The 23,089-nt window shown below is 63.6% G+C and carries 28 protein-coding genes and 1 tRNA gene; 13 read left to right on the top strand and 16 right to left on the bottom strand.

What is annotated here, in order from left to right; translation table 11 throughout:
* Nucleotides 1–75 precede the first annotated feature (75 nt).
* The 3 genes from BSG09_RS06295 to BSG09_RS06285 form a co-directional block, all read right to left on the bottom strand.
* A complete protein-coding gene (locus tag BSG09_RS06295; protein ID WP_092931241.1) occupies nt 76–1,305 on the bottom strand; it encodes a cation:proton antiporter in 1,230 nt (409 codons plus the stop codon).
* Nucleotides 1,306–1,521: 216 nt separating this feature from the next.
* Nucleotides 1,522–2,106 carry a DUF447 domain-containing protein gene (locus BSG09_RS06290; RefSeq protein ID WP_092931239.1) on the bottom strand — a complete coding sequence of 195 codons (585 nt, stop codon included), beginning with the start codon at nt 2,104–2,106 and terminating at the stop codon, nt 1,522–1,524.
* The gene (locus BSG09_RS06285; protein WP_092931237.1) at nt 2,103–2,954 is read right to left on the bottom strand and encodes a triphosphoribosyl-dephospho-CoA synthase; all 852 of its coding nucleotides are present in this window, start codon (nt 2,952–2,954) and stop codon (nt 2,103–2,105) included. The genes BSG09_RS06290 and BSG09_RS06285 overlap by 4 nt, the downstream gene beginning before the upstream one ends.
* A gap of 137 nt (nt 2,955–3,091) precedes the next feature.
* Here BSG09_RS06285 and BSG09_RS06280 point away from each other — a divergent pair, with 137 nt between their 5' ends.
* Nucleotides 3,092–3,436 carry a cupin domain-containing protein gene (locus BSG09_RS06280; protein ID WP_092931235.1) on the top strand — a complete coding sequence of 115 codons (345 nt, stop codon included), beginning with the start codon at nt 3,092–3,094 and terminating at the stop codon, nt 3,434–3,436.
* Between the two features lie 22 nt (nt 3,437–3,458).
* Here the strand turns inward: BSG09_RS06280 and BSG09_RS06275 are convergent, their stop codons facing one another.
* From BSG09_RS06275 to BSG09_RS20115, 3 genes are read right to left on the bottom strand one after another with little or no spacing between them, the layout of a single operon-like run.
* Nucleotides 3,459–3,977, bottom strand: coding sequence for a DUF7122 family protein (locus BSG09_RS06275; protein ID WP_092931233.1), 519 nt, complete (start codon nt 3,975–3,977; stop codon nt 3,459–3,461).
* Nucleotides 3,977–4,885: an RsmB/NOP family class I SAM-dependent RNA methyltransferase gene (locus tag BSG09_RS06270; protein ID WP_092931231.1), complete on the bottom strand. Its 909-nt coding sequence runs from the start codon at nt 4,883–4,885 to the stop codon at nt 3,977–3,979. Before BSG09_RS06270 ends, BSG09_RS06275 begins: the two co-directional genes overlap by 1 nt.
* Complete coding sequence (locus BSG09_RS20115) at nt 4,821–5,048, bottom strand: hypothetical protein (protein WP_139246190.1); 228 nt, start codon at nt 5,046–5,048, stop codon at nt 4,821–4,823. The genes BSG09_RS06270 and BSG09_RS20115 overlap by 65 nt, the downstream gene beginning before the upstream one ends.
* Nucleotides 5,049–5,082: 34 nt before the next feature.
* On the opposite strand from BSG09_RS20115, the gene BSG09_RS06265 reads away from it, so the two are divergent.
* The 5 genes from BSG09_RS06265 (at nt 5,083) to BSG09_RS06245 (ending at nt 9,696) form a co-directional block, all read left to right on the top strand.
* Nucleotides 5,083–5,829, top strand: a complete 747-nt coding sequence (locus BSG09_RS06265; RefSeq protein ID WP_092931229.1) for a proteasome assembly chaperone family protein — start codon at nt 5,083–5,085, stop codon at nt 5,827–5,829.
* Nucleotides 5,830–6,006: 177 nt separating this feature from the next.
* Nucleotides 6,007–7,488, top strand: coding sequence for an amidase (locus tag BSG09_RS06260; RefSeq protein ID WP_092931227.1), 1,482 nt, complete (start codon nt 6,007–6,009; stop codon nt 7,486–7,488).
* 149 nt (nt 7,489–7,637) lie between these two features.
* Entirely contained in the window at nt 7,638–8,480 is an 843-nt protein-coding gene (locus BSG09_RS06255; protein ID WP_092931295.1) for an aldo/keto reductase, read from the top strand.
* A gap of 143 nt (nt 8,481–8,623) precedes the next feature.
* Complete coding sequence (locus tag BSG09_RS06250; RefSeq protein WP_092931225.1) at nt 8,624–9,382, top strand: hypothetical protein; 759 nt, start codon at nt 8,624–8,626, stop codon at nt 9,380–9,382.
* A 119-nt stretch (nt 9,383–9,501) separates the two neighbouring features.
* Nucleotides 9,502–9,696: a DUF7333 family protein gene (locus BSG09_RS06245; RefSeq protein ID WP_092931223.1), complete on the top strand. Its 195-nt coding sequence runs from the start codon at nt 9,502–9,504 to the stop codon at nt 9,694–9,696.
* 142 nt (nt 9,697–9,838) lie between these two features.
* Here BSG09_RS06245 and BSG09_RS06240 read toward each other — a convergent pair whose 3' ends face one another.
* From BSG09_RS06240 to BSG09_RS06205, 8 genes are all read right to left on the bottom strand, one after another.
* A complete protein-coding gene (locus tag BSG09_RS06240) occupies nt 9,839–10,810 on the bottom strand; it encodes a phosphoadenosine phosphosulfate reductase family protein (protein ID WP_092931221.1) in 972 nt (323 codons plus the stop codon).
* Nucleotides 10,811–10,956: 146 nt separating this feature from the next.
* On the bottom strand, nt 10,957–11,277 hold the full coding sequence (locus tag BSG09_RS06235) for a DUF7577 domain-containing protein (RefSeq protein ID WP_092931219.1): 321 nt from the start codon (nt 11,275–11,277) through the stop codon (nt 10,957–10,959).
* A gap of 112 nt (nt 11,278–11,389) precedes the next feature.
* Nucleotides 11,390–12,667, bottom strand: a complete 1,278-nt coding sequence (locus BSG09_RS06230) for a PQQ-dependent sugar dehydrogenase (protein WP_092931217.1) — start codon at nt 12,665–12,667, stop codon at nt 11,390–11,392.
* Between the two features lie 163 nt (nt 12,668–12,830).
* Nucleotides 12,831–13,817: a patatin-like phospholipase family protein gene (locus BSG09_RS06225; protein ID WP_092931215.1), complete on the bottom strand. Its 987-nt coding sequence runs from the start codon at nt 13,815–13,817 to the stop codon at nt 12,831–12,833.
* Nucleotides 13,818–13,932: 115 nt separating this feature from the next.
* Nucleotides 13,933–14,517, bottom strand: coding sequence for a DUF7110 family protein (locus tag BSG09_RS06220; protein ID WP_092931213.1), 585 nt, complete (start codon nt 14,515–14,517; stop codon nt 13,933–13,935).
* Between the two features lie 120 nt (nt 14,518–14,637).
* Entirely contained in the window at nt 14,638–14,982 is a 345-nt protein-coding gene (locus BSG09_RS06215) for a glutaredoxin family protein (protein ID WP_092931211.1), read from the bottom strand.
* A 65-nt stretch (nt 14,983–15,047) separates the two neighbouring features.
* On the bottom strand, nt 15,048–15,845 hold the full coding sequence (locus BSG09_RS06210) for a M14 family metallopeptidase (protein WP_092931208.1): 798 nt from the start codon (nt 15,843–15,845) through the stop codon (nt 15,048–15,050).
* A 126-nt stretch (nt 15,846–15,971) separates the two neighbouring features.
* Entirely contained in the window at nt 15,972–16,460 is a 489-nt protein-coding gene (locus BSG09_RS06205; RefSeq protein WP_092931206.1) for a DUF309 domain-containing protein, read from the bottom strand.
* 101 nt (nt 16,461–16,561) lie between these two features.
* Between BSG09_RS06205 and BSG09_RS21545 the strand changes: the two genes are divergently transcribed.
* Together BSG09_RS21545 and BSG09_RS06200 are read left to right on the top strand one after the other, a co-directional pair.
* Entirely contained in the window at nt 16,562–16,690 is a 129-nt protein-coding gene (locus tag BSG09_RS21545) for a hypothetical protein (protein ID WP_008013006.1), read from the top strand.
* A 211-nt stretch (nt 16,691–16,901) separates the two neighbouring features.
* Nucleotides 16,902–16,984: transfer RNA gene (locus tag BSG09_RS06200), tRNA-Leu, on the top strand.
* A 158-nt stretch (nt 16,985–17,142) separates the two neighbouring features.
* On the opposite strand, the gene BSG09_RS06195 is transcribed toward BSG09_RS06200, so the two are convergent.
* The gene (locus tag BSG09_RS06195; RefSeq protein WP_092931204.1) at nt 17,143–17,796 is read right to left on the bottom strand and encodes a hypothetical protein; all 654 of its coding nucleotides are present in this window, start codon (nt 17,794–17,796) and stop codon (nt 17,143–17,145) included.
* The gene (locus BSG09_RS06190) at nt 17,793–18,395 is read right to left on the bottom strand and encodes a hypothetical protein (protein WP_092931202.1); all 603 of its coding nucleotides are present in this window, start codon (nt 18,393–18,395) and stop codon (nt 17,793–17,795) included. Before BSG09_RS06190 ends, BSG09_RS06195 begins: the two co-directional genes overlap by 4 nt.
* 392 nt (nt 18,396–18,787) lie before the next feature.
* On the opposite strand from BSG09_RS06190, the gene BSG09_RS06185 reads away from it, so the two are divergent.
* The 5 genes from BSG09_RS06185 (at nt 18,788) to BSG09_RS06165 (ending at nt 23,055) form a co-directional block, all read left to right on the top strand.
* Nucleotides 18,788–19,378, top strand: coding sequence for a protoglobin domain-containing protein (locus BSG09_RS06185; RefSeq protein ID WP_092931200.1), 591 nt, complete (start codon nt 18,788–18,790; stop codon nt 19,376–19,378).
* Between the two features lie 57 nt (nt 19,379–19,435).
* On the top strand, nt 19,436–20,236 hold the full coding sequence (locus tag BSG09_RS06180; RefSeq protein WP_092931198.1) for an inositol monophosphatase family protein: 801 nt from the start codon (nt 19,436–19,438) through the stop codon (nt 20,234–20,236).
* 88 nt (nt 20,237–20,324) lie between these two features.
* On the top strand, nt 20,325–21,452 hold the full coding sequence (locus BSG09_RS06175; RefSeq protein ID WP_092931196.1) for a DUF63 family protein: 1,128 nt from the start codon (nt 20,325–20,327) through the stop codon (nt 21,450–21,452).
* 114 nt (nt 21,453–21,566) lie between these two features.
* Entirely contained in the window at nt 21,567–22,430 is an 864-nt protein-coding gene (locus BSG09_RS06170; protein ID WP_092931194.1) for an NOP5/NOP56 family protein, read from the top strand.
* The gene (locus tag BSG09_RS06165) at nt 22,423–23,055 is read left to right on the top strand and encodes a fibrillarin-like rRNA/tRNA 2'-O-methyltransferase (protein ID WP_092931293.1); all 633 of its coding nucleotides are present in this window, start codon (nt 22,423–22,425) and stop codon (nt 23,053–23,055) included. Before BSG09_RS06170 ends, BSG09_RS06165 begins: the two co-directional genes overlap by 8 nt.
* Nucleotides 23,056–23,089: the final 34 nt, after the last annotated feature.

Genomic DNA, 23,089 nt, shown 5'->3' with positions numbered 1-23,089 from the left:
TGTTTGTGGCTGCCGTCTGTACCGGCCAGCGATGCGTTGTCGTCCACGAGAGGTGTCTCTCCCAACGAACTCCCGCTATTCCGCTGACTCAACGACGCCGAACGCGGCTGCGATCTGTCTCGCAAAGCCTGCCTCGACGACGTCCGTGACGAGGATGATGAGAAAGACCGTGCCGAGTAAGATATCCGCACCTGCGGGATCCGTCGGCGGCGTAGTCGTCTCGAGGCGAATCGCAAACAGCGTCGCGACCGAGGCCGGAATGATCCCGCGCGGGCCGATGAAGCTGATAAACAGCCGCTCGCGGATCGGGAACTCTCCGCCAGTCGTCGAGATGAAGACGCTCAGCGGGCGGAGCAGCACCGTCACCACTCCAACGACCGCAAGCCCGGCGGGTCCGAGTGCGCGGAGTTCGGAGAACTCGAGCAACGCCGCGAGCGTGATGAAAATAAACGAGAGGACAAGCAGCGTCACGTCCTGATTAAATCGCAGGATTCCCTCTCGATGGGGTAGCTTGAGGTTGCCGAGGGTAAAGCCCGTGGTGGCCGCGGCCGCGATGCCGGCCTCCGAGAACACCGAATCCGCGATCGCGAACGCGATAACGGCTCCGGCCAACGCGAGCAACCGGGCCGTCTGTGGCGCTGCTTGTTCCGGAAGATCGACCCGCGTGAGGAGATACCAGACGACGCCTGCAATCGCCAGCCCCGTGATGATTCCCAGTCCGAGCCGCTCTATGAAGAGAACGATGAACCCTCTCGGTGCGAGTTCCTGCGCCGTCATCGTCTTGAAGATGACGACTGCAAGGATCGCGGCGGTGACATCGTTGATGATGCCTTCGGTCTCGAGGATCGTTGCGACCTCCTCGCGGACGGATATCACCGCGAGAATCGGCGTGATGACCGTTGGTCCAGTCGCGACCAGTAACGCACCGACGAGAAACGCGACGTCCCAGTTCGCATTGAGGAAGAGCCGCACGGTCAGCGCGGTTCCGAAAAACGACAGTGCTGCACCGATCGTGATCAACCGCTTGGCCGCCTGCGGTGCGGTTCGGACGGTCTCAAACGTGAGTCGAAACGATCCCTCGAAGACGATGATCGCGACGCTCACGCCGACGATCGTCGAGAGCGCATCTCCGAAGGTCTCGGTCGTGATGATGCCCAGTCCCTCGGGGCCGATCGTAATGCCCGCGACGATGAGAAACAACACGCTGGGAACGCGGTATTTCGCGGCAAGAAACTGGGCTGCGGTGCCGAACCCGACGATGGCCGCGACGAGGGCGATGAGCTCGAGATCGACGTGGATCGACACCGGATCATCGACCTCCCGGACTGCGACTCTTCGTTTGAACCGTAACCGACGAACTGACGAGCCACTCGCGCTGGTCGGACATCGCGACCGACATACCACGTCCTATCACTCCGACCGACAAAATCCTCCGCCCTGTCGAAGCCGCCGCCAGCCGAGCAGTGCCATCGCCGGTCGACCGTCATACTCGCATACGAGTGGCGCGTTCGCCGTAGCGATTCACCACGATGAGTGCTCGCGCACGCGCTCGAGCGCCTCGCGTTCGCGCGGGCCGCCGGCACGGTCGACGACCGACTCGAAGTACGCCAGCCGGTCTCGAAGCGCGGCGTCGTCGTAGTCAGCGACGCCGAGTCGCGACGCGGCGACGGTCGCTTCGATGACGGCTCCGAACCCGCGGTCGATCGTCGGGACCGTTTCGCGTTCGATCCCCGACTCAAGTGGCCGAAGCTCCCACTCCTCCCAGTCGGTGTCGCCCTCGCTGCCGGCGTCGACCTGTTCGACGGTCACGCGGGTCCAGGCACACGCGGACTCGAGGATCGGCTCTTCGAATTCGACGATCGAGAGCGCGGCGTCAGCGAAGACGACCGGATCGTCGACGAACTGGACGTAGCCTTCGCCCTGGCGGTGGAAGTTCCGGCGGGTGCGGGTGTTGCCCCACGTCCGCGCGGTGACGGGCTCGCCGGCGTGGATGCCGAGCGGGGCAGCGTTCCACAGCCTGTTCGGTCCCAGCGTGGTCACGACCGATTCGGTCACGCCCGAGAGGGCCACGGGCCACGCCGCCGTCGGCTGTCCCTCGTCGCTCATACAGTGATCGCCTCGTGCTCGAGGGCGATGAACAGCCCGGCCGCGGTGATATCGGCCGTCGTTCCCGGGTTGATCCCACGCTCGACGAGGTCGTCAGCGAAGGCTTCGACAGCAGCCTGGTCCGTCTCGAGGGCGTCGTCCGCGACCAGTTCCTCAGCTCGGTCGGTCACTTCCCGTGCGGTCGCCTCGTCGTGGCGCGTCGCGACGAGCGTATCGGGACGTTCGGCGAGCAGGGAAAGAAAGATCGTCGCGGTTCGGTCGGTCACCGGGCCGTCAGCCTCGGCGAGTCGCCGGGCCGCTGCAAAGGAGCGGTCGAATCCCTGTACCCATTCGCGGGCGACGTCATCACCCGGCACGCTTCGCTCCATGATTTCGAAGAGGGTCAGCCCGTGTCTCTCGACGGCCGACACCGCGTCCGAGCCGCGGCGGACGTCGAGGTCGTCCATATCTGCCGGGGGGTCGGCCACACCCACATCGACGTGGTCGAACGCGCGGTAGAACGCCGCTGCATCTCCAACTGTCGTCTCGCGGACGACGGCTTCGGCAACGGGCTGGGAGAGATCTTCGCGGGCAGCCCGGACGAGCGGGACGAGCAATAGGAGTGCACCGAACTGCGTGTTGTCGCCCTTCTGTGTGGCCATCCCTGCGACGGTCCGCTCGAAGGCCGGCCCGACCGCAGCCCCGTCGGCCGCCAGTGCGAGCCCCTCGCGGGCACCCACCGCACCAGCGAGGAAGTGTTCAAATCGAAGGTCCGCGAGGTCGCGCTGGCGGTCGACGTTGCCCGGTTTGGGCGTGCCCGCCACCTCGAGAAGCAGCGCCAGTTCCGCGTTCGCCGCTGACGATCGCATACGTCCCGTTGTGTGCTGTGGTGGCTTATACTGTCGGACACTGGACCATGCGATCCAATCGCGTCGCGCCGTCTCTCGCCGACCCGAACGGCGGGCTTCGCCCCCGAAGTTAAGGCTCGAAACGAAGAGGTCCAGGTATGGGATACGATATCGCAGCCAAGACCGATCCCGAGTCAGTCATCGACGACGAGTGGGGCGGCATGTGGTTTCTCAAAGCACCCCTCGAGACGGACGAACTCGGTATCTCCGTCCTCGAACTCGAGCCAGATGGCAAGGGAATGGAACACGACGAGACCGAGTCCGGACAGGAGGAGGTGTACTACGTCATCACGGGCACGGTCGATATCGAGTTGCCGGACGCCGACGAGACGGTGACACTCGAGCCCGACGAGGCGATTCGACTCGATCCCGGCGAAACGCGACAGATCCACAACCGCGGCGACGAGCGCGCAAAGCTCGTGCTGGTGGGCGCGCCGCTGTAGTCCGATCGCGTCGAGAGGGCTGTTAGGACTCGAGGTCGCGCTGTCGCCCTTTCGGCACCATCGAGCGCAGTTCGCCGTGGACGTAGAGGCCGATGCCGATCGGCTCTAACTCGCCGGCGACGTCGTGAGCCGCGATGAGGTAGCCCCAGTCGCCGTCCCATGCGAGGTCCTGATCCTCGCCGGTTGCGAACCGTTGGGCCTGCTCGTGGTCGAGTTCGATCACGCAGTCGCTCGCTTCCCGGCCGAAGCGCTGGACGAAGTCCGTCGTGGGCTTCCAGTGTTCCTGTCGGGTCCGCAGGCAGGTCATGCCGATCGCTTCGATCTCGATCGGCGTCGGCGCGTCGCCGCTGTAGATCCAGATCTTGCCCGCGCCTTTCTCCCAGAAGGTGTAGTCGTCGAAGGTCTCGGGCGAAATCCCGAAGCGATCCGCGAAGTAGTCGACGACCTCTGCGCGCGTTGCGCGCCCCTCGACGGTTCGCTCGGCGTCGGTTGCGGGCAGGCGATCGAACCGCTGGCCGTCGTTCGTTCCGTCGTCGCTCATTACGCGGTCACCTCCAACTTCGCAACGAAGAAGCCGCCGGTGTCGTTCTGGTGGGGATAGATCCGGGCCGCCTTCTCGAGACTCGAGTCGTAGGTTTCGCCGTCCCACTCAGTTAGCCCTGACGAGTGCTCGAGGCCGAGATCGAAGTCGACGACGCGACAGGATTCGGTCTCGAGGGCGTGCTGGACGACGGCCTCGTTTTCCTCGGGGGCGAAGGTACACGTCGAGTAGACGACGGTGCCGCCCTCGCGGGTGGCCTGGATCGCCCGGCGGATAATCCCTTTCTGGATGCCCGCGACCGAGGAGAGATGACCTTCCGACCAGTTGTCGAGCGCGTCGGGGTTCTTCCGGATCGTTCCTTCACAGGAACAGGGCGCATCAACCAACGTCCGATCGAACGCGTCGAAGTCGAAGCGGTTGAGCGAGTAGTTGCGTGCGTCCGCGTTGGTCACCGCGAGACTGGTCGCGCCGAGGCGTTCGGCGTTGAATCGCAGCGCCGAGATGCGTCCGAGGTTGTTGTCGTTGGCGACGACCGTCCCGCGGTCGTCCATTAGTGCCGCCAGTTGGGTCGCTTTCCCACCCGGTGCGGCACAGCTGTCCCAGACCCGTTCACCGGGCTGCGGATCGAGGACGACCGCCGGTACCGCCGAGACCTCCTCTTGGCCGTGTGTCCAGCCGTGAAACGAGGTCCACGTTGATCCCGGCGAGTCGGTCTCGAGATCCAAGACGCGAGGGTTCCAGTCGGCCTGGTCGTAGCCGACACCCTCTCGGTCTAAGGCCGCGAGCGTTCGCTCGACTGAGGCCTTGATCGTATTCACGCGGACGGCGTTGCCGAGCGGCCGCTTACAGGCCGCGAGAAAGGCGTCGAAATCGTCGATAATCGACCGATACCGCTCGAGTGGCTCCATTGGCCGCGAGTTCGAGTGCCCGGCGTTTGTGGGTTTCGAAGCGGGCGGCAGCAGTCGAATCGCCGCCGCCTTCGTTCCACTCGAGTGCCAGTGCCAGTCTGGAACCGACGGCGCTGGTCGCCCGCTCTCCACCGGCGTGGGGCGACACGACGGCATTCGCCATCGATTTTATACGGCTGACACCCCTCAATTTACATATGACAGGAATCCACATTCATGGGCCGGAACCGGACCTCGAGAACCCGACGCTCGTCGAGGGATTCCCGGGCGTCGGTCTCGTTGGAAAGATCGCGACCGACCACCTCGTCGAGCAACTCCAGATGCGCTACTACGCGAGCGTCCACTGTGAGGGACTGCCTCGGATCGGTGTCTATCGGGGTGGCGATCGGACGGTACGCCCGCCGGTACGGCTCTACGTCAGCGAGGAACAGGATCTGGTCGCCCTTCAGAGCGACGCACCGATCAGCTCCAGAGCCGTCGAAACCGTCGCTACCTGTCTGACTAACTGGATCGTCGATCAGGCTGCGACGCCGATCTATCTCAGCGGTCTCCCCGCCGACCGTGACGAGGCGGACCAGCCCGATCTCTACGGGATTACGACCGGCGAGGGTGACGAGCGACTCGAGGCGACCGAGGTCCCGATCCCGCCCGAGGACGGCGTCATTACTGGGCCGACGGGGGCGCTCATCAACCGCGCCGCACAGGAGAACCACGACAGTATCGGCCTCGTCGTCGAGTGTGATCCGCAGTTCCCCGATCCCGAAGCCGCGAGCGTGCTGCTCGAGGACGGTGTCAGCCCGATCGCCGACATCGATGTCGACGTGCAGGATCTCGTTGACAGAGCCGCGGAGATCCGAGCGAAACGGGAGCGGCTGGCACAACAGATGCAGGCGATCGGACGAGAGGAGAGCTCTCAGGCCCAGCCGTTACGGATGTACCAGTGATCGCTGCTGTTTGTTCGCCGCTCACTGCTCGGTTGGCCCGCGTTACCCGTTGAGCCGCCCCATCCCTATCCTCCAGCGAGCGTATCGCGGTGCGAACGCCGGACGATCGACGACCCAATCGAACTGCCCACGGCGATCATGATAACGTCTATCTCGCCCGCGTGCGGTTTTAGTCACATGGCACGCGCCCCGGACCTCACCCGACTTTCTGCGACGGAACTCGCAGCCCGGATCCGAACCGGCGACGTCACGGCGACCGAGGTAGTCGAGGCTTACCTCGAGCGAATCGACGACCGCGACGACGAGATCAACGCATTCGTCACGGTCTGTCGAGACGGGGCGCTCGAGGAAGCCGCGGACGCAGACCGCGCGCTCGCGGAGCGCGATGAACAACGCGCGTCGGTGAGTCGCGCGGGGAGCGAAGTGACTCACGAGACCGGCGAGGACGTGGGGCCGCTCCACGGCGTGCCGGTAGCGCTCAAAGACCTTGGCGCACAGAAAGCGGGCGTCCGTCACACGTACGGGTTGGCGCTCTTTTCGGACCACGTTGCCGATCGGACGGCGGCGATCGTCGAACGGCTCGAGGACGCCGGTGCGATCGTGATCGGGAAGACGAACACCCCGGAACTGGGCCACAAGGGGACGACCGACAATGAACTGATCGGGGCGACGGCGTCGCCGATCGACACCGACCTGAACGCCGGTGGTTCTTCAGGTGGGTCTGCGGCAGCGGTCGCCGCCGGGATGACGCCGATCGCAACGGGCAGCGACGCGGGCGGGTCGGTGCGTATCCCGGCCGCCGCCTGTGGCGTCTACGGGTTCAAGCCGACCTTCGGGTTAGTGCCCGACGACCGCAGACCGAACGCCTTCGGTCGCGAGACTCAGCACACGACTGCGGGACCGATAACCCGGACCGTCGAAGACGCCGCAGTGGCCCTGTCGGTGATGGCTGGGCCACATCCAGCCGATCCGAACGCCGTTCCCGTCGACATCGAATATCGCGGCGCGCTCGAGTCCCCCATCGACGACTATCGCATCGCGTACAGTCCGGCTCTCGATGTCTTCCCGGTGACGGAGGCGGTCGAGACAGTCATCGATGACACGGTCGCCGCGCTCGCAACTGCCGGTGCGACCGTCGAGCCGGTCGACATCGACCACGGCTACACCATGGCCGAACTCAGCGAGGCAGCAATGGCACCGTACGCGACCGGCGTCATAGAGAGCGCGACCCTGCTCGAGGAAGCCCACGGGGTCGACCTCCGGGACCACCCCGACGAGGTTTCGGACAGTCTGCTCGCGATGCTCGACATCGGCGAGGAGTATGGCCCGGACGACATCGCGCGGTCGGGTATCGTCCGCACGGACATGTACGATACCATCCAGACTATCCTCGACGAGTACGACCTGCTCGTGACGCCGACGCTCTCGCGAGCGGACCTCGGTCTCCACGACGTCCTCGAGACCGACGCCTGGGAGTGGCCGTTGACGTGGCCGTTCAACTGGACCGGCCACCCCGTTGCGTCCGCCCCTGCGGGACTGACCGACCGCGGCCATCCCGTCGGTCTCCAACTCGTCGGCCGGCGGTTCGCCGATGACGATGTCCTCGCGGCCAGTGCGGCGCTCGAGCGCGAACGCCCCTGGGACCACCTGTACCAGTGACCGATGGTGATCCAGGACCCGTCTCGTGCGAGTCAGCCGTCGATGTCGTTCTCGAGGCACATATCGAATCCTCGTCAATTTCGCTGTCGCAAGGCGAACCGCTGGCCGGTACCAAAACCTCTTTTCGCGTTCTGCCCGTTCGGTCTCACATGGTGACTTCCGACGCTGATACGATTCCGCCAGAGACGTGTCCGATCGCTGATGGCATGCCGATGCTCGGTCTCGGCACCTGGCAAAACGAGGACCCCGAGCAGTGTGCCGAAAGCGTTCGGACGGCGCTCGAGATGGGCTACCGACACATCGACACCGCCCAGATTTACGGCAACGAGGACGCTGTCGGCGACGGAATCGCGGCTGCGGACGTCGACCGCGAGGAGATCTTCCTCGCGACCAAGGTCTGGATCGACAACCTCGAACACGACGACGTCCTCGAGACGACCCGCGAAAGTCTCGACCGACTGGGCGTCGACTACGTTGACCTGCTGTACGTCCACTGGCCGTCCCGGACCTACGACGCCGAGGAGACCCTCGGGGCCTTTTCCGAGCTCGTCGACGAGGGCCTGACCGAGCGCATCGGCGTCAGCAACTTCCAGCCCGAACAGCTCGAGGAAGCCGTCGATGTCTGTGACGTGCCGATCTTCGCAAATCAGGTCGAGTTGCATCCGCTGCTCCCACAGGCGGAGCTTCGGGAGGCCTGTGAGGCCCACGACGTCGAGGTCGTCGGCTACTCGCCGCTCGCCCGTGGGCAGGTCCTCGACCAGCCCGACATCCAGGAGATCGCCGACAAACACGACGCCAGCGAGGCACAGGTCAGCCTCGCCTGGGCACGCGAGAAGGGCGTAACGGCGATTCCGAAGGCGACCAGCGCAGATCACATTACGGACAACTGGGAATCGCTGGCGGTGGACCTCGACGACGAAGACATCGACGCCATCGACGCCATCGACGAGACGAGTCGCGAAGTCGATCCCGACTTCGCCCCCTGGAACTGATCGGCGCGCGAACAGCTAGTCCGTCGAGATTTCCGTCTTGCGTTCGCTCGAGTGTTGGTTCTGCGAGTGTGGCAGTAAACCTATATATCGAGTGTAAAGAAAAAGCAGGAAAGTTTACGGTACGGCAGCTTTTTGGCTCGCGTATGTCTACCCGCTCACAACGTAGTGGCGGTGGTGGGCTTGTCGGCGCGGTCAGGACCGACATTCAGCGGTTACACGGGGCCTGGATGGAACTCGTCTTCCGCAGGCAACGTGGCCGCGGCCACTCCGTCATGGGCAAGTGGAAGCCCGAGACGCTGCCACAGAAGGTTGGCTATCACACCTGGAGCGCTTTGGGAGTCATCGGCTTGCTCGTCCTCTATCCGTTGACTGTCCTTGGCCTCGCAACCCGCTTTTACGCGGCGAAACTCGACTCGACGCGGACGCGACTCGGCATCGTCGGCGTCACGGCCGTCGCACTCGTCGGCTGGGGGACGTTGTCGGTGGTTGCATACGTGCTAAATCAGGTTCCCTTTGACGCCTTCCTCGCGATCGCAGCCGCCAGCGCCGTCGCGATCGTCTCGACCACGCTTGCGGCTGTCACCTCAAAGTTCGGTGGCCGGGCGCTTTCGGTCCTGCTTGCCTATCCGTTCGCGATGACGGCGCTGTTCCTGCCGCCGGTCGTCGCCGCGCTCGTGACGCCGTCGCTCCATCCCTACGTCCTCGATCCCAGCTACGACTTCGCCGTCTGGGCGCTCGATAACGTGTTGGTCGTCGGCGGCATCAACGACTACCTGCGCAGCAACTTCAGCCTCGAGGGGCCGGCTTACGTCGCGATGTGGCTCGGGATCTCGTTCCCGCTGGGCTGGGTCCTCGGCGGTGCGGTGACGCTTGCGAATCTGGTTCGTCCCTCCGAGGAGTAGCCGCGATTCGTGGTCTCCTGTTTCGATAGTATCGGACAAAATCAGTGACTTTCGCTCGGTAATATGAACGGACTGCCGATTCCCGATACCATTAGGTGGCCGATTCCTAACCCCCGCACATGGAGTTCGATCTTCCGAAGACGGCAGCCGTATTCCTCGTCGTAATCGCACTCGGCGTCGGCGGTCTGGCCGCGTCACCGATGATGGCTGCGGATACCGTCCTGATGATGGTCGCGCCGTCGATGATCGTGTTTGGCTTACTGATGCTCGCACTCGGCGTCAAACACGGCGAATACCGCGCGGCAGGCCGATAACGACTGGGAAGTCTGCGTTATCGGTTGTATTGATTATCTGACTGTTCGACGTATTCTGCCCGAGCTGGCAGTGCTTTGCTCGAGTGGCTGCAGCCGCAAAATCAGTAATTAGCGAGTGACGCGACCGTCGACAGCGACCGGCCTACATGTAGCCGAGATCGCGCAGGCGCTCCATCAGGTCTTCTTTGTCCTGGGCGCGGCCAGCGCGTTCGGTCGTTCCCTCGAGGTCCTGGAGCCAGGCAGGCTCCTGGTCGCTCTTTTCGGTGCTGACTTCGCTGCCGAGCGAGCGGAAGCCGGCGAAGTACTTCGGCGAGATCGGGATGTCGTCCTGTGCGACGCCTTCCGGCAGGTCGTCGTCGCTCTCGGGGACGTAGCCCTCCTCAGGGAAGTTCTCGACGGTGTCCGGCACGACGAAGTTCCAGAACGCGTCCCAGACGGCGGCCTCGTCGAACTGCAGGATGGGCTGAATGCGGTCGTGGGGCGGGTAGATATCGGGGTCGTGACGCGGCGAGAAGAACGTCTCGTCGGCGCGGGCTTCCTGTTCGTCCCAGCGGACGCCGGAGATGACACCGTCGATATCGTACTCCTCGAGCGCGTCGTTGAGCGCGACCGTCTTCAGCAGGTGGTTGCCGACGTAGGTGTCAAGCAGGAACGGGAACGTGTCCTCCTCGTACTCGAGGATGTCACGGACGTGGTGCTGGTTGTGCTCGGAGAGATCCGAGATGTCGATGTCGTCGCCCGGCTCGAGGCCGTGTTCGTCGACGTACGCGCCGACGTCCTCGTTGCGTGCATAGATGACTTCGAGGTCCCACTCGTCGGCCCAATGGTCGACGAAGTCGTGGATCTCGTCGAAGTGCTGGTAGTGGTCGATAAAGACCGCTGGCGGTACCTCGAGGTCGAAGCGGTCGGCGACCTCCTTGATGAAGTACAGCGTCAGCGTCGAGTCCTTGCCACCGGTCCACATGACGGCAGGGTTCTCGTAGGACTCGAGGCCTTCGCGGGTGACCTCGATCGCTTTCTCGATCTTGTCCTGAATGTGGGCGTAGTCCGCAGGATCTTCGCCTTCGCCGTCGGTATAGTCAACGTCGACGTAGTCGGGGAAGTTCTCGCTCATCTCGTAATTAGATATAATTAGGAGAGGTAAATTCTTTGGGTCGGCGGAAAGCTCTGTCGGAACCTCCGACGAGGGCCACCCGTCGCTCCATCTTCCATCTGCCATCGGCCGTTAGGCCTTCAACTGCACCCACGCTGATCCAGCCGTCAGAACGACTCGAGTCGGCTCTGACAGCCGTGACAGTACGTCACGCCTGCCCGGTTCGTCGTTCCACACGCCGGACACCGAACGGTCGAGGCGTTTCCGGCGTCGACGTCCACCTCGTTCGACAGCGCAGCGAAGACGTTGTCGTGGTCAGTCATGTCTCGACCGTGGCCGTGTGTCCGTGCCCACTCGTTGATGAGATCGTCGTCCCGCAGTCGCTCGAGTCCGCGAACCAGCCCCAGAAAACACAGCGTCGGGGCGACCATCACGGCAGCTGCCACGGCGAGGCGGCCGACGAGCGCGTACTGTCCCGGATCGTCCATAGGCGTCGTTTGCAAGTTGTGGGGAAACATCTATCCTTATCCGCGTAGCTTGCAGACGGTCCGAACCTCTTCGCTCCCCTCGAGACACTGTGATACCCAGACACAAGCCCGACTACGTCTCGGGAACGATGCGAAAGAGCCCGCCGGTATCTGCAGTCATGCCGAGTGCATAGACAGCACCGTCGTCGTCACGGCCGAACGAGTACAGCTGCTCGAGGGTCGTCTCGCCGGCGATCTCGATGGCAGTCGTTGGCCAGAGTTCGTCATCGTCGTCAGGACGGGTGGCGGCGAACAGCCGCCCGTTCGCCGCAAAATCGCCGAAGACGTACGCGCCTTCCAGCGCCGGCAGTGTGTCGCTCCGGGAGACGTAGCCGCCGATGACTGAGACGCCGCTGACGTTCTTCTCGGCCGGCGGGTGTGGATACTCGATGATGGGGTCCCGAAACCGGTCGCCGCCCAGACCGGGTCCGGATGCCTTGTCCGGACAGTCCTTCCCTCGGTAGCAGTGGGTTCCCTCTTTGACGTTCCAGCCGTAGTTGCCGCCCTTCTCGATGCGGTTGACTTCCTCGTAGTCGTTCTCGCCGACGTCAGCGACGAAGCAGTCGCCGTCGTCGAACGACAGCCGCCAGGGATTCCGAAACCCCCACGCGTAGTATTCGTCGAGCCCTTTGCGATCAACCAGCGGGTTGTCGTCAGGGATGGTGTATTCCCCGGCGGCCGAGCCGCCGTCGACGTCGATTCGGATGACGCTCCCGAGCAGATCCGTCGTCACGTCCTGTCCGCCGCCACCACCGCCGCCGCCCGCACCGATGCCGGCATAGAGGTAGCCGTCCGGTCCAAAGGCGAGGTCGCCGCCGTTGTGAAAGTTCGCCGGCTGGGGAATCTCGAGGACGACGCGTTCGGAGTCCGACCGCACTCGCGTCCCGTCGTCGGTCGCCTCAAATCTCGCGAGGACACCCGTGTGGTCGAACTTCCGTGGCGTTCCGGGTTGACGCTGTGTGCTGTAGTGGACGAACAGCCGGCGGTTCTCGGCGAAGTCAGGATGAAGTGTCATGCCAATCAGTCCCCGCTCACCGCCGGTGACGACCGTCTCACGCAGGTCGAGCAACGGCTCGTCACGGAGGCCGTCGGACTCATCGACCCAAATGCGGCCGTTTCGTTCCGCAATGTACCGCCGATCCGAATCGGGTGCGAATGCGACGGCCAGCGGAAACCCCAGCCCGTCGATCACCGTCTCGAGGCCGACTTCGTCCGGCAGGTCTTCAATTTCGTCCGGTCCATTCGTGTCGGATGTGGCGGCTGTTGACCGCGATGCGGTGCCGACGAGGCCAGTCGCCGCACCGACGGCCGCTCCCGTCAGAAACCGTCGTCGGCTGGATGACAGGTTCATTTGGGGTGTCCATACCGCACCGAGTCCCAAATACACCGTTCTGCCTTCGGTGAACGGTACGTCAATCCGATAGATCGCTGCTGTCCTTGTCGGTCAGGTTGCTGGCTCGAGTCCAACGGCCATCGCCCGTAACTGTGTCCAATGAGTTCGGATACCTGCCGCATCACGACCGGCCGTCGAGGAAGCGTTCGGCGCGCCGCTGGCCTCGCTCTATCAACCGATCGATGAACGCTGGATCCCGGTCGACTTTCGACGGCGATGAGAGGTCGCTGCCCAGGTCGATGAACTCGATGTCGATCGGCTTGTATTCCTGCGGGAGGCTCCCGCTCTCGATCAGGTCGTTGATCGTCTCGATGAAGTACACTTCCTGATACAGCGAGAGGTTCCCTGCCAGTTCGTTGCGCCGGTCGGCGATGTCTTCCATCGACTGGGGGACGTCTTCGCGCCGTTTGGGATTGATCTGGATGATCCAGATCTCGTCGGGTTTGTCAACTGCCTTCTCTGGCACCGTCAGGAAGTCCCGAATCGGCGGATTCTGCGAGAACAGCCCGTCCCAGTACCAGTGATTGTCGATCCCGACGGCTTCGAACAGCGTCGGAATCGCTGCCGATGCAAGGACTGTCTTCGCGGTGACGTCCTCGTTGCGAAAGGTTTTGAACTTCCCTTCGGTCACGTCTGCCGCGCCGAGGATCAGGTCCATCGACGTGTCGGCGGCGAGTGCCGGAACACGATCGAACTCGATGTGCGACTCGAGCGTCTCGAGAAACCGATCTCGCCCGAGTTCGGCAGCGGGGAGTTCGTACGGACTGAAAAACGGCAATGGTCCGCCGCGTGCGGCAAACTCAGCCATCCAGACAAGCCAGTCGTTGGCGATCCTGTCCGGCGGCGAGTGTGCCGCGAAGTCCCGCCAGATCGCATCGAGCGTCTCGACTGCGCGGTCGGTCCCGCTCGTAACGAGTCCGTACCAGGCAGCGGTTGCACAGACTGCGCCGCCGGACGTGCCGCTCACGCCGACGAGCTCGTATGAACGCGTCGCACATGCGCGAAGGAGTCGTTTGAGCACGCCCGCGGTGAACGCCGTGTGGCTCCCGCCACCCTGACAAGCGATCGCGACTCGAGTAGCACTGCCGGTATCAACACCATCATCCATGCGTGCCGGTGACCACGGACTGTGGTTTAGTGATGCGGGTGCGGATTCGAGCGCGGAGAAGTCACTCGTCGATTCGTGTTACGTGCGACTCGGTCGAAGAACGCGCCGCGTCGATTCAGTCGCTGATGAACTTGTTGTCCCGCCAGTTGACGCCGCCTTGCCCCGAATTGTGGTCGCGGGGGCCTTCGACGACTTCGATGTCGGCGGGTCGCGGTTCGCCGTCGACGATCCGGGTCGCCTCGAGGTCGCCACTGCGCTCGGAGATCGCCGTCAGGGTGCCTTTCTCGGCGGCTTCGGCGATGCCACAGAGAACGAGGAACATCTGATACTGCAACAGCGAGTTCTGCAGGACGGTCTCGCGGTCGCCTTTGAACGCGGCGAACTCGACGAGTTCGGATTCGATTTCCTCTTCTTCGTCCTCGTCCCAGCTAAAGGACTTCTGCCGGCGCTCGTCAGGATCCTCTTCGTAGACCCGGTTTTCCGTGACGCTGGCTTTGAGCTGGGCCGTCGGAGTGTACTTGCTGACGGACTGATCCTCAGCGACGGCTTTGAGAATCAGTGTGTTGTTGCGCCGCGTGATTTCGACATCGTCGACCCCGTCAGGGAACGTTGCATCGTCGATGTGGTCGTGAAGATCTTCGAGGGGCAGTTCGAGCGTCGAGTGCAGCCGATATACGTGTCTGGATTCCTCTGTTGACATAGTGGGAAGGTGTCTACGGCGACAGTCGTGGTCTGTTACTACGAGACCGCGACTTATATGACCTGCTATTAAATCCGTGAGATGCGACTCGTGACAAATCTGTGTTCACGGTCGGACGCCTTACGCCGCGTTGAGCGTCTCGGCAAGTTCACCGCGTTCGTCGAGTTCCTCTAAGATGTCGGAGCCGCCGACGAACTCGCCGTCGACGAACGTCTGCGGAATCGTCTCCCAGCCGCTTTGCTCGTTGAGCGCCACGCGATACTCGTCGAGCGACTCGAGGACGTCGACGGTTTCGAACTCGTCGCGGTGCTGGCTGATCAGCCCGAGGGCTTTGCGGGAGTAGCCACACTGGGGCATCAGTTCGGTCCCTTTCATGAAGAGGACGACATCGTTTTCCGCGAGCGTTTCGGCGACCTGCTCGTTGACCTCCTCCTGGTCGAGACCCTGGTTCGGTGGGAACTCCATACGAACGTGTATGGCAGTGAGGGGGATATGCCTTGCGTCCTCGGGACTTGCGGGACTGGACTCCGTCAGTCAGCCGCCGGCGGTGACTCGAGGACGTCGACTTTCTCGGCGGTGTACCCGAAGACGTTCCGGTAGCCGTTCGGCGACATGAGTACCGGGTAAAACGACTCGTCGGCGATCTGTTTTTCGCCGTCGGCCGCGGCAAACGGCGCGCCAGCTTCGACTTCCGTGAAGTTCTCGACGAACACCTCGTAGGTGTCGGCCTGTTCCTTGTCGATGACATCGGTGAGCTGATAGACGGGCAGATCACGGCGGACGGTATCGCCGGGCAACGCAGCGACCGCAGTGAGAAACGCTCGCGTCAGCCGATCGGCGTTTTCGGCGGCCGTCTCCGAGCCCTGCAGGCCACACTCGACTTCGACGGTGTCGACCGTCGAGAAAAGCCGTCCCTCCGCGAAGTTGCTCGTTTCGACCATTGCCGTCACGGGCAACTGCGGGACGATCGATTTGGCCGTCTCACTGACGCCGTTGACGATGGCGAAGGGGTCCGCGTGACTCTGCGTGGAGTGCATCGAGAAGGTGAGACAGCCCTCGAGTTCGTTGACGAGGGCGGCTGCGAGCTGGCCTTCGTGTGTCTTCGCGTTCGGATCACCGGGGAACGCGCGATTTAGATCTTCATCGACGAATCGCACCTGTCGCTCGAGCGCTTTCTCGTTGGCGACGACGAGCTTGACGGGGCGTTTGACGGTCGGGCGTTCGTCGAGCAATCGCTCGACGGCCCGGACGCCACAGGGTTCGTCCCCGTGGACGCCCGCGACGACTGCGATTTCCGGCGTTCCCGACCCGAGCTGTGCAACTCTCATTATTCAATTGTTTGGCTGAAACGGGAAAGGCGATTCGGTCTTTCACAGCGTCGGGGTCGTGATCGTTGCGGTATGGAAATGCCACACTCGGACTCTTGGCGGCGCGCCACGGCGGGCGACCCATCACTATGACTCCTCGAGCGCGTCGGCGTACGCGTAGTCGTCGCTTTGAGCGACTGGCTGTGTGCCGTCGAGTGTGAGCTGCCAGCCGTCGATCCGCGTCGGGTCCTCGAGAGCGTTGGTTAGCGTGGTTCGGACCGCGAGGACGTCGACGCCGTAGTAGTCACGCGGGATGTCCTGTAAGTACCCCAGCGCCGTCTCGAAGAGGCTCCGCATGCCGTCGTCGTTCTCGAAGTCGACGCGTTTGTACACACCGGCAGCCACCTGGACCATCCCATGGCAGAACTTGCTCTCGGTGGTGCCGGCCCCGTAGTTGTACCACTCTGCCTCGAAACAGTCGTGAGACTCGTGGAACGAACCGTCGTTGAACAACTGCACGCCGTGGACGGTCGCCCGGCGCAACGTCGCATGCTCCCAGCGACCCGCGGGCTCGTTCCAGCCGGTCGGGTTTCCCGCCGGCGGGTCGACGGTCGGATCGCGGGTGTGGTCATCCATGGTTGATTTGAGGACCGACGGACGGGTAATGCCGTCGGTTAGGCAGTCCGTAGCGAGTGTAAGCACGGTATTTATCCCGTTACGAGGTCCATATTGGCGTAATGGCTCAGCCATACGGCCGCTGCCAGCACTGCGGGGAACGCCTGTACGCCCACATCGAAGGGGGGTACCAGTGTCTGAACTGCGATCGGCGGTACACGGAAGCGGACTTCGAGAGCCGAGCGACGTAAGACGGCCTGCTGTCTCGAGTTCCCGGTGCACCCGCGATCTGTCCTGCGGGAACACCGGATCCTACTGACAGGCGTCCGTCTGCGCGGGTCCGCTGTGTTACACGTGCAAAGCGGTTTCGTCGGTTCAAGAGCGACGTGTCTCGTCATCGAGCGTGGCTCACGCGACAATCGGACGATTTAACCCCTGCGAGCGTCTCAGAGTGAGATGCGTGCGAGGGTAGCCAAGCGGTCAACGGCGGCGGACTCAAGATCCGCTCTCGTAGGAGTTCGTGGGTTCGATCCCCTCCCCTCGCACTCACCATAGTGCGCGGCAAGACGGAGCGTCTTGCCCTCGCAAACTTCTGTGCGCCGATGTTACCTCTCCGAGATGCAGCGCCAGCGAGAAGCAACCCTCAGTTCAGCGCTCGAGCGACACACGATGCGAGCACGCTCGGCTCTGCTACAGCGGCGGATCAGGCGCTCAACCGCTCTGCTAACTCGTCTGAGACGCCCGTGAGGTGTGCGGTCCCGAAGACGGCAGCGAGCAGCCCACCGACCATGTCATAGACGAGGTCGAGGATGGTATCGTCGATCCCGTACTGCGTGAGGATTCCCGGGATGCCGAGGAGTCGAGATGTGACGCTGACGTAGAACTCGAGGAGTTCCCAGATGACGCCGAACGCCATCATAAAGAGGAGGAGGTACGCGAACATGAACGTCGGCGGAAAGTGGACGGCATCCGTGTGGACGTCTAGCGCTCGTGCAGTGGCATACCCAACCCCAGCGACGAGTGAGGAGGAGAACAGGTGGGTCATGTGATCCCACCACCACACGGCTCTGTATGGTGTCATGAAATCGAGACCGGGCAACGGGAGCGTCCCGAGTGCGTGCAGGAGCATCGGAACCGTAATCCAGAGGACAAGCCCGGCGTCCATCGTGAACTGATAGCGGCGTTCGAAGAGCGCGGGGAGTTGTGTCACGAGGAGGCCAATGGCAGCATTGATGGCCACGCCCAGACTCTTGAGCCAGAGGCCGGCCACGAGAATCGCGAGGATGACGAGTTGGAGAACACGGACGAGCAGGACGGTCCGTTCGGGACCGAGCCGCAGCCGCTCGCGGATTGTCACGTCGATTCCACCTCCTGCGGTGGTGTGGCGTGTGTGCGGCGGAGTTGCCATCGGAAGTACTGCCAAAAGACGAGCCCCGAAGCGAGCCCTGCGATGAGCGCGACGCTGAACGTCCGCATGAGTTCGTCGTTCGTCTCGGCGAACGTACCGCCGAGATACGCGGCAGCGAACGCTGATCCGACTGCCCAGAATCCGGCGACGGCGAGCGTGGCGATAACGACGAATACCACGGCGAACGCGGGTGTCATCCGGAGCGTCGTCGTGAGCTGGAGTGCGCTGACGACGAGCATCCCGAGTGCTGCGACGCCGATACCGACGACGAACTGGACGCGAAGCGTCGGCTGAAGCGGTGCGAGCGCGAGTGGGAGCGATGCGATGGTGAGCAGGGGCCAGGGAAGAGTGTGGGTCCACGATCGGGCGATCAGCGGCGGGACGACGGCAACCGCCACCGCGACCGCCGCGAACGCTGCGCCGACGAAGCGGCCCGCAAAGAGATGCGTGATCACCGTGATGCTAAGAGCCCCAGTAAGCGCCCACGTGAGTACTGCATTCGCACGTGTGTCGGTGACGAACCACTCCTTGGGTCGTTCCTGCCCCATAGTATCCTCACAGCGTCTTGACGGCTATCGAATAGTACGAGCCGTCGAGCACAGCCGCACAGGGACATCAATCATCCGGGACGGCATTAAGCGTTATTTCATGAGTGGTGAAAGACAGGCACGCGTTGATTGGATAGGACAGTGCCCTTCGCTGCGAGCAGCGCACCACCACACCAGCCCTATGAGCTGGCGACAGACGGGGCCGACTCGAACTATGTAGCCACTGATACGGGTTCCTGTCACTGCCGTATGAAAATCAATGCACACCCGATCGCACAACTGTCGTGCGATCGGTGTGTCAATCTATTCAGTTGTTACTATACTCACTACTCGTAGCCGACGTCCCATCTTTATACTCTCATGTGTGGGGAATTGCCATGGTGGCAAATCCCATGAGCAGCGACAAGATTCCAGGCTACACCTACGGTACTGCGGAGATTCCCGATGCGCCGATCAGTATGGACGAGTTCGAACGACTCCAGCAGACAGTGTTGTTCGACGAGGACGACGAGGAGTACCTGCAGATGGCTGGCGATGTCCTCGAGGATCAAATTGATGACGTTCTTGACGTGTGGTACGGCTTCGTCGCCGACCACGACTTCCTGGTGTACTACTTCGCGAACGGCGAGGGAAACCCCGATGAGGAGTACCTAGATCGAGTACGTGAACGGTTCGGCCAGTGGATTCGCGATACCTGTGAGACGCCTTACGACGAGGACTGGTTGAACTATCAGTTCGAAATCGGCCGGCGACATACCCGCGAGAAGAAAAACGAAGTCGACGACGCCGACGCGGTCGACCACATCGACATGCGCTATCTCGTGGCCTTCATCTATCCAATCACGGCAACGATCAGGGAGTTTCTCGCCGACAGTGACCACTCCGATGCGGATGTCGACGCGATGTACCACGCCTGGTTCAAGTCGATCGTGTTGCAGGTGACTCTCTGGAGCTATCCGTACGTCCCAGATGAGAATTGGTGACTGGCGCTGTCGAGTCACATCACGACTACTTTTGAGGCAGGGTCGCCGAGAGAGGGCATGAGCGACGCCGATGATGGCAGCCGCACAGCCGTCGCAGTCCATGCAGCACGTGAGGGGGCCGCGGTCGCGGCCGACTCCTTTCGGACGGACCTCGCCGTCGAGCACAAAGACGAGAAGACTGACGTCGTCACGCAAGCCGACCACGATGCTCAGGAGACCGTCATCGAAACCATCCGAGAGACGTTCTCGGACGATCCGATCGTCGGCGAGGAAGCCGACGCGTTGAAGCAGGTCCCTGAAACGGGGCCCGCGTGGATCGTCGACCCCATCGACGGGACCAACAACTACGTCGGCGGCATCCGCGCGTTCGGGACCGCCGTCGCAGCCGTCGTTGACGGCGAACCGGTCGGTGCCGCGTTCGACTGTCCCGCTCTCGCGGATCGCTACCGCGTCGGCCCCGACGGGGCGTTTCGCAACGACGAACCGCTATCGGTCAGCGACTGCGCTGATCCCGAAGCGGCCACCGTCTGCCCGACGTTCTGGTGGGACTTCGACCAGCGCGACCAGTATGCCGCGGCAAACCGCGCTCTCGTCGACCGCTTTGGCGACATGCGACGCTTCGGCTGTGCCCAACTCGAGCTCGCGATGGTCGCCGCGGGCGCACTCGAGGGGACGATGACCAACCTGCGGGCGAACCCGTGGGACACCGTTGCGGGCGTCCACCTCATTCGTGAGGCCGGGGGCGTCGTCACCGACCTCGAAGGTGAGCGCTGGCGACACGACAGCGACGGATTGGTCGCGTCAAACGGCGCGATTCACGACGAATTGCTCGCAGCGGCCCGCGAGATCGAAGCGTGAGCTGATCGGCGCTGAAGGCCGACTGACCCAACAGTCTCGCTCGCTGAAAACCGGAAACGGTAAGCGGCCCCCACTACCGGATTCGGGTATGGACGACTTTATCGACCGGTACGGGGCCGAGCGCGTCTGGGCCGCGACCGTCGCGAGTCTCGCCGCCATCGTGGTCCTCGGCGCGGTCCTGTTCCCTCAGCGAGTGTACGTCGAGTTCATCTGGCAGTACTTCTGGGGGCCGGTCGTCGCCGACGCCCACAGTTGGTCCTGTGTCGCGTGGGCTGACGGCCAGCAAGTAGCCTGCGGACAGGCCGGACCGAACGCTGGGCCAACCGCCGAACCCGGCTACACGTTCGTCTCGTATGCTGGCTACATCCCGACGCTCGTCCTCTTGCTGATCGGGATCATCTTCATCCTTCGCCGCCTCGAGATCGAACGCTTTCGCGCGGGCTTTTTCGCGCTATTCCCGTTCATGCTCTTCGGCGGTGCCCTCCGGGTCGTCGAGGACGCCAACGCCGCATCCTACGCGTACAACGGCGAGATGGCGATCCAGCTCCCGTGGTCTGGCTTCATCATCAGCCCACTGATCTACTTTACCGTCTTCGTGATCGCCCTCGCGGCGCTCGTGAGTTCCATCTGGCTCGATCGCAACGACTACGTATCGCGCTATGAGTATCCGCTGGCAGGGATCGGGACGGCCCTGCTGACGGTTTCTATCGCCTATCTCGGGTATACGGCGGCTACAGAGCCGTACTCGGAGTTTTATCCGCTGATCCCGCTTGTCACCCTCGTCGGGGCGACGCTCGCCACCGCGGTCACCTGGTTCGCAATTGAGCGGTTCGCGCCGGAATTGAACCGCGGCACCCGATATATGGGGCTCGTCGTCATCTGGGCGCACGCAGTCGACGGCGTCGCGAACGTCGTCGGTCTCGACTGGGCGACCACGCTGGGGCTGCCGGCGAACCTCGTCCCCAAACACCCCATCAACGCGGCGATCGACAGCACAACGGCCGACGTGCTACCTGCCAGCGTCGTCTCGGCGACCGGCTCGGCATGGCCGTTCCTCCTTGTAAAGCTCGCCGCCGCCGTCTTCGTCATCTGGATCTTTGACGAGACGGTCTTCGAGGATAGCCCCCGTTATGCGGTCTTGCTCATGATCACTGTCGTCGCCGTCGGACTGGGTCCCGGGACTCGCGACATGCTGCGGGCGACGTTCGGGGTCTGATCGTCCCTTTCCGTTCTAGCTGCTTTCGAGTCCGTCGAGACCGCAGTCCGTTCTGACCACACACCGAACGCCACGAACGGGGCCTTTAATCGCCCGCGGCGGAAACGGGCGTGCATGAATACGACGGACGGATGGTTCGCGGACGTCGACCGCGACGATCCCGATGCGATGGCGACTGCGGTTCGCGAGGGGCACGCCGACGAGCCCCGCGACTGGCCGGCCATCGCGCTCGAGGCCGGGTTCGCGGACGACGAGGACGACTACTACGACGCCGTACACGAGGCGACGATGGCGGCGACGCGGGCCGCAGTCACCGAGCGCGAACGGGCCGATGACCGTCAGCTCGTCCACGCGGTGCGCGCGATGGACGACTGCAGCCGGACGGCAAACGAACTCGCCGAACGGCTGGCCGAGTGGGCCGGCACGATCGACCCCGAAGCCGGAACCGGCGTCGCGTACGCCCGGGAACTGGCACGTGGTGAGACTGACGACGCACTCGAGGAACCCGTAGTCCGCTCACTTGCGGCCCGTGTCGCCGACCTCGCCGACGAGGCCGACGACCTGCGAGCGTTCGTCGAACGGCAAACGCCTGCTGTCGCGCCGAACCTCGCAGCACTCGCCGATCCCGTCCTCGCAGCACGGCTGATTTCGCTTGCCGGTGGCCTCGAGGAACTCGCAAAGAAACCCAGCGGGACGATTCAGGTGCTCGGCGCGGAAGACGCCCTGTTCGCCCATCTGCGGGGCCACGCTCCTTCGCCCAAACACGGGATTATCTACACCCACGACGCGGTTCGGGGCACCCATCCCGAAAACCGGGGCTCTGCAGCACGTGCGGTCGCCGGCAAACTCGCGATTGCTGCCCGCGTCGACCACTACTCGGGCGAGGTAAAGCCCGAACTCGAGGCCGAACTCGCCGAGCGGATCGAGACGATTCAGGCGCGGACGGCGGGCGACGATGGAGGTGCCGACGATGAGTGAGCTTCCGACTGGTGTCACACGCCACACGTTCGACGGCACCGACCGGCTCGCGACCCGCGGCGAACCGGTCTACGGCGAGCCCACTGATGGAGCGTGGCGGGCCTGGAATCCGAACCGGTCGAAACTCGGCGCGATGCTCGAGTTGGACATGGACACCGGCCTCGCGGGCGGCGAGACCGTCCTCTATCTGGGTGCGGCAAGCGGGACGACCGTGAGCCACGTCGCCGACTTCGCCGGCCCGACCTACGCCGTCGAGTTCGCCGCGCGGCCAGTACGGGACCTGCTTGATGCAGCCGAGAGCCGTCCGCGACTCTTTCCGCTGTTGAAAGACGCCCGCAAGCCCGAGACCTACGCCCACGTCGTCGAATCGGACGTCGACGTCATCGTCCAGGACGTGGCGACGCGCGGGCAGGCTCGCGTGGCGCTCGAGAACCGGCGTTTCCTGGCCGACGACGGCCGGCTGTTGTTGGCGGTCAAGGCACGCAGCGAAGACGTGACCCGCGAGCCGGCGGCCGTCTTCGCGGACGTCCGCGAGGAGCTATCCGGGGGGTACGAGATTCTCGAGACGGAACGGCTCGAGGCGTATCACGCGGATCATCTCGGAATCGTCGCGCGGCCGCGGTAGCCCGGTCGACAGCGATCTCCTCACTTCGTACTCA

The organism is Natrinema hispanicum (assembly GCF_900111485.1).
Classification (GTDB): Archaea; Halobacteriota; Halobacteria; order Halobacteriales; family Natrialbaceae; genus Natrinema; species Natrinema hispanicum_A.
This window is presented reverse-complemented; position numbering and strand designations above follow the sequence as displayed.

Coding starts and splice junctions, on each gene's coding strand:
- BSG09_RS06290 (WP_092931239.1), bottom strand. CDS start 2,106: ATGAGCGACGAGGGACAGCCGACGGCGGCGTGGCCCGTGGCCCTCTCG.
- BSG09_RS06285 (WP_092931237.1), bottom strand. CDS start 2,954: ATGCGATCGTCAGCGGCGAACGCGGAACTGGCGCTGCTTCTCGAGGTG.
- BSG09_RS06280 (WP_092931235.1), top strand. CDS start 3,092: ATGGGATACGATATCGCAGCCAAGACCGATCCCGAGTCAGTCATCGAC.
- BSG09_RS06275 (WP_092931233.1), bottom strand. CDS start 3,977: ATGAGCGACGACGGAACGAACGACGGCCAGCGGTTCGATCGCCTGCCC.
- BSG09_RS06270 (WP_092931231.1), bottom strand. CDS start 4,885: ATGGAGCCACTCGAGCGGTATCGGTCGATTATCGACGATTTCGACGCC.
- BSG09_RS20115 (WP_139246190.1), bottom strand. CDS start 5,048: ATGGCGAATGCCGTCGTGTCGCCCCACGCCGGTGGAGAGCGGGCGACC.
- BSG09_RS06265 (WP_092931229.1), top strand. CDS start 5,083: ATGACAGGAATCCACATTCATGGGCCGGAACCGGACCTCGAGAACCCG.
- BSG09_RS06260 (WP_092931227.1), top strand. CDS start 6,007: ATGGCACGCGCCCCGGACCTCACCCGACTTTCTGCGACGGAACTCGCA.
- BSG09_RS06255 (WP_092931295.1), top strand. CDS start 7,638: ATGGTGACTTCCGACGCTGATACGATTCCGCCAGAGACGTGTCCGATC.
- BSG09_RS06250 (WP_092931225.1), top strand. CDS start 8,624: ATGTCTACCCGCTCACAACGTAGTGGCGGTGGTGGGCTTGTCGGCGCG.
- BSG09_RS06245 (WP_092931223.1), top strand. CDS start 9,502: ATGGAGTTCGATCTTCCGAAGACGGCAGCCGTATTCCTCGTCGTAATC.
- BSG09_RS06240 (WP_092931221.1), bottom strand. CDS start 10,810: ATGAGCGAGAACTTCCCCGACTACGTCGACGTTGACTATACCGACGGC.
- BSG09_RS06235 (WP_092931219.1), bottom strand. CDS start 11,277: ATGGACGATCCGGGACAGTACGCGCTCGTCGGCCGCCTCGCCGTGGCA.
- BSG09_RS06230 (WP_092931217.1), bottom strand. CDS start 12,667: ATGAACCTGTCATCCAGCCGACGACGGTTTCTGACGGGAGCGGCCGTC.
- BSG09_RS06225 (WP_092931215.1), bottom strand. CDS start 13,817: ATGGATGATGGTGTTGATACCGGCAGTGCTACTCGAGTCGCGATCGCT.
- BSG09_RS06220 (WP_092931213.1), bottom strand. CDS start 14,517: ATGTCAACAGAGGAATCCAGACACGTATATCGGCTGCACTCGACGCTC.
- BSG09_RS06215 (WP_092931211.1), bottom strand. CDS start 14,982: ATGGAGTTCCCACCGAACCAGGGTCTCGACCAGGAGGAGGTCAACGAG.
- BSG09_RS06210 (WP_092931208.1), bottom strand. CDS start 15,845: ATGAGAGTTGCACAGCTCGGGTCGGGAACGCCGGAAATCGCAGTCGTC.
- BSG09_RS06205 (WP_092931206.1), bottom strand. CDS start 16,460: ATGGATGACCACACCCGCGATCCGACCGTCGACCCGCCGGCGGGAAAC.
- BSG09_RS21545 (WP_008013006.1), top strand. CDS start 16,562: ATGGCTCAGCCATACGGCCGCTGCCAGCACTGCGGGGAACGCCTGTAC.
- BSG09_RS06190 (WP_092931202.1), bottom strand. CDS start 18,395: ATGGGGCAGGAACGACCCAAGGAGTGGTTCGTCACCGACACACGTGCG.
- BSG09_RS06185 (WP_092931200.1), top strand. CDS start 18,788: ATGAGCAGCGACAAGATTCCAGGCTACACCTACGGTACTGCGGAGATT.
- BSG09_RS06180 (WP_092931198.1), top strand. CDS start 19,436: ATGAGCGACGCCGATGATGGCAGCCGCACAGCCGTCGCAGTCCATGCA.
- BSG09_RS06175 (WP_092931196.1), top strand. CDS start 20,325: ATGGACGACTTTATCGACCGGTACGGGGCCGAGCGCGTCTGGGCCGCG.
- BSG09_RS06170 (WP_092931194.1), top strand. CDS start 21,567: ATGAATACGACGGACGGATGGTTCGCGGACGTCGACCGCGACGATCCC.
- BSG09_RS06165 (WP_092931293.1), top strand. CDS start 22,423: ATGAGTGAGCTTCCGACTGGTGTCACACGCCACACGTTCGACGGCACC.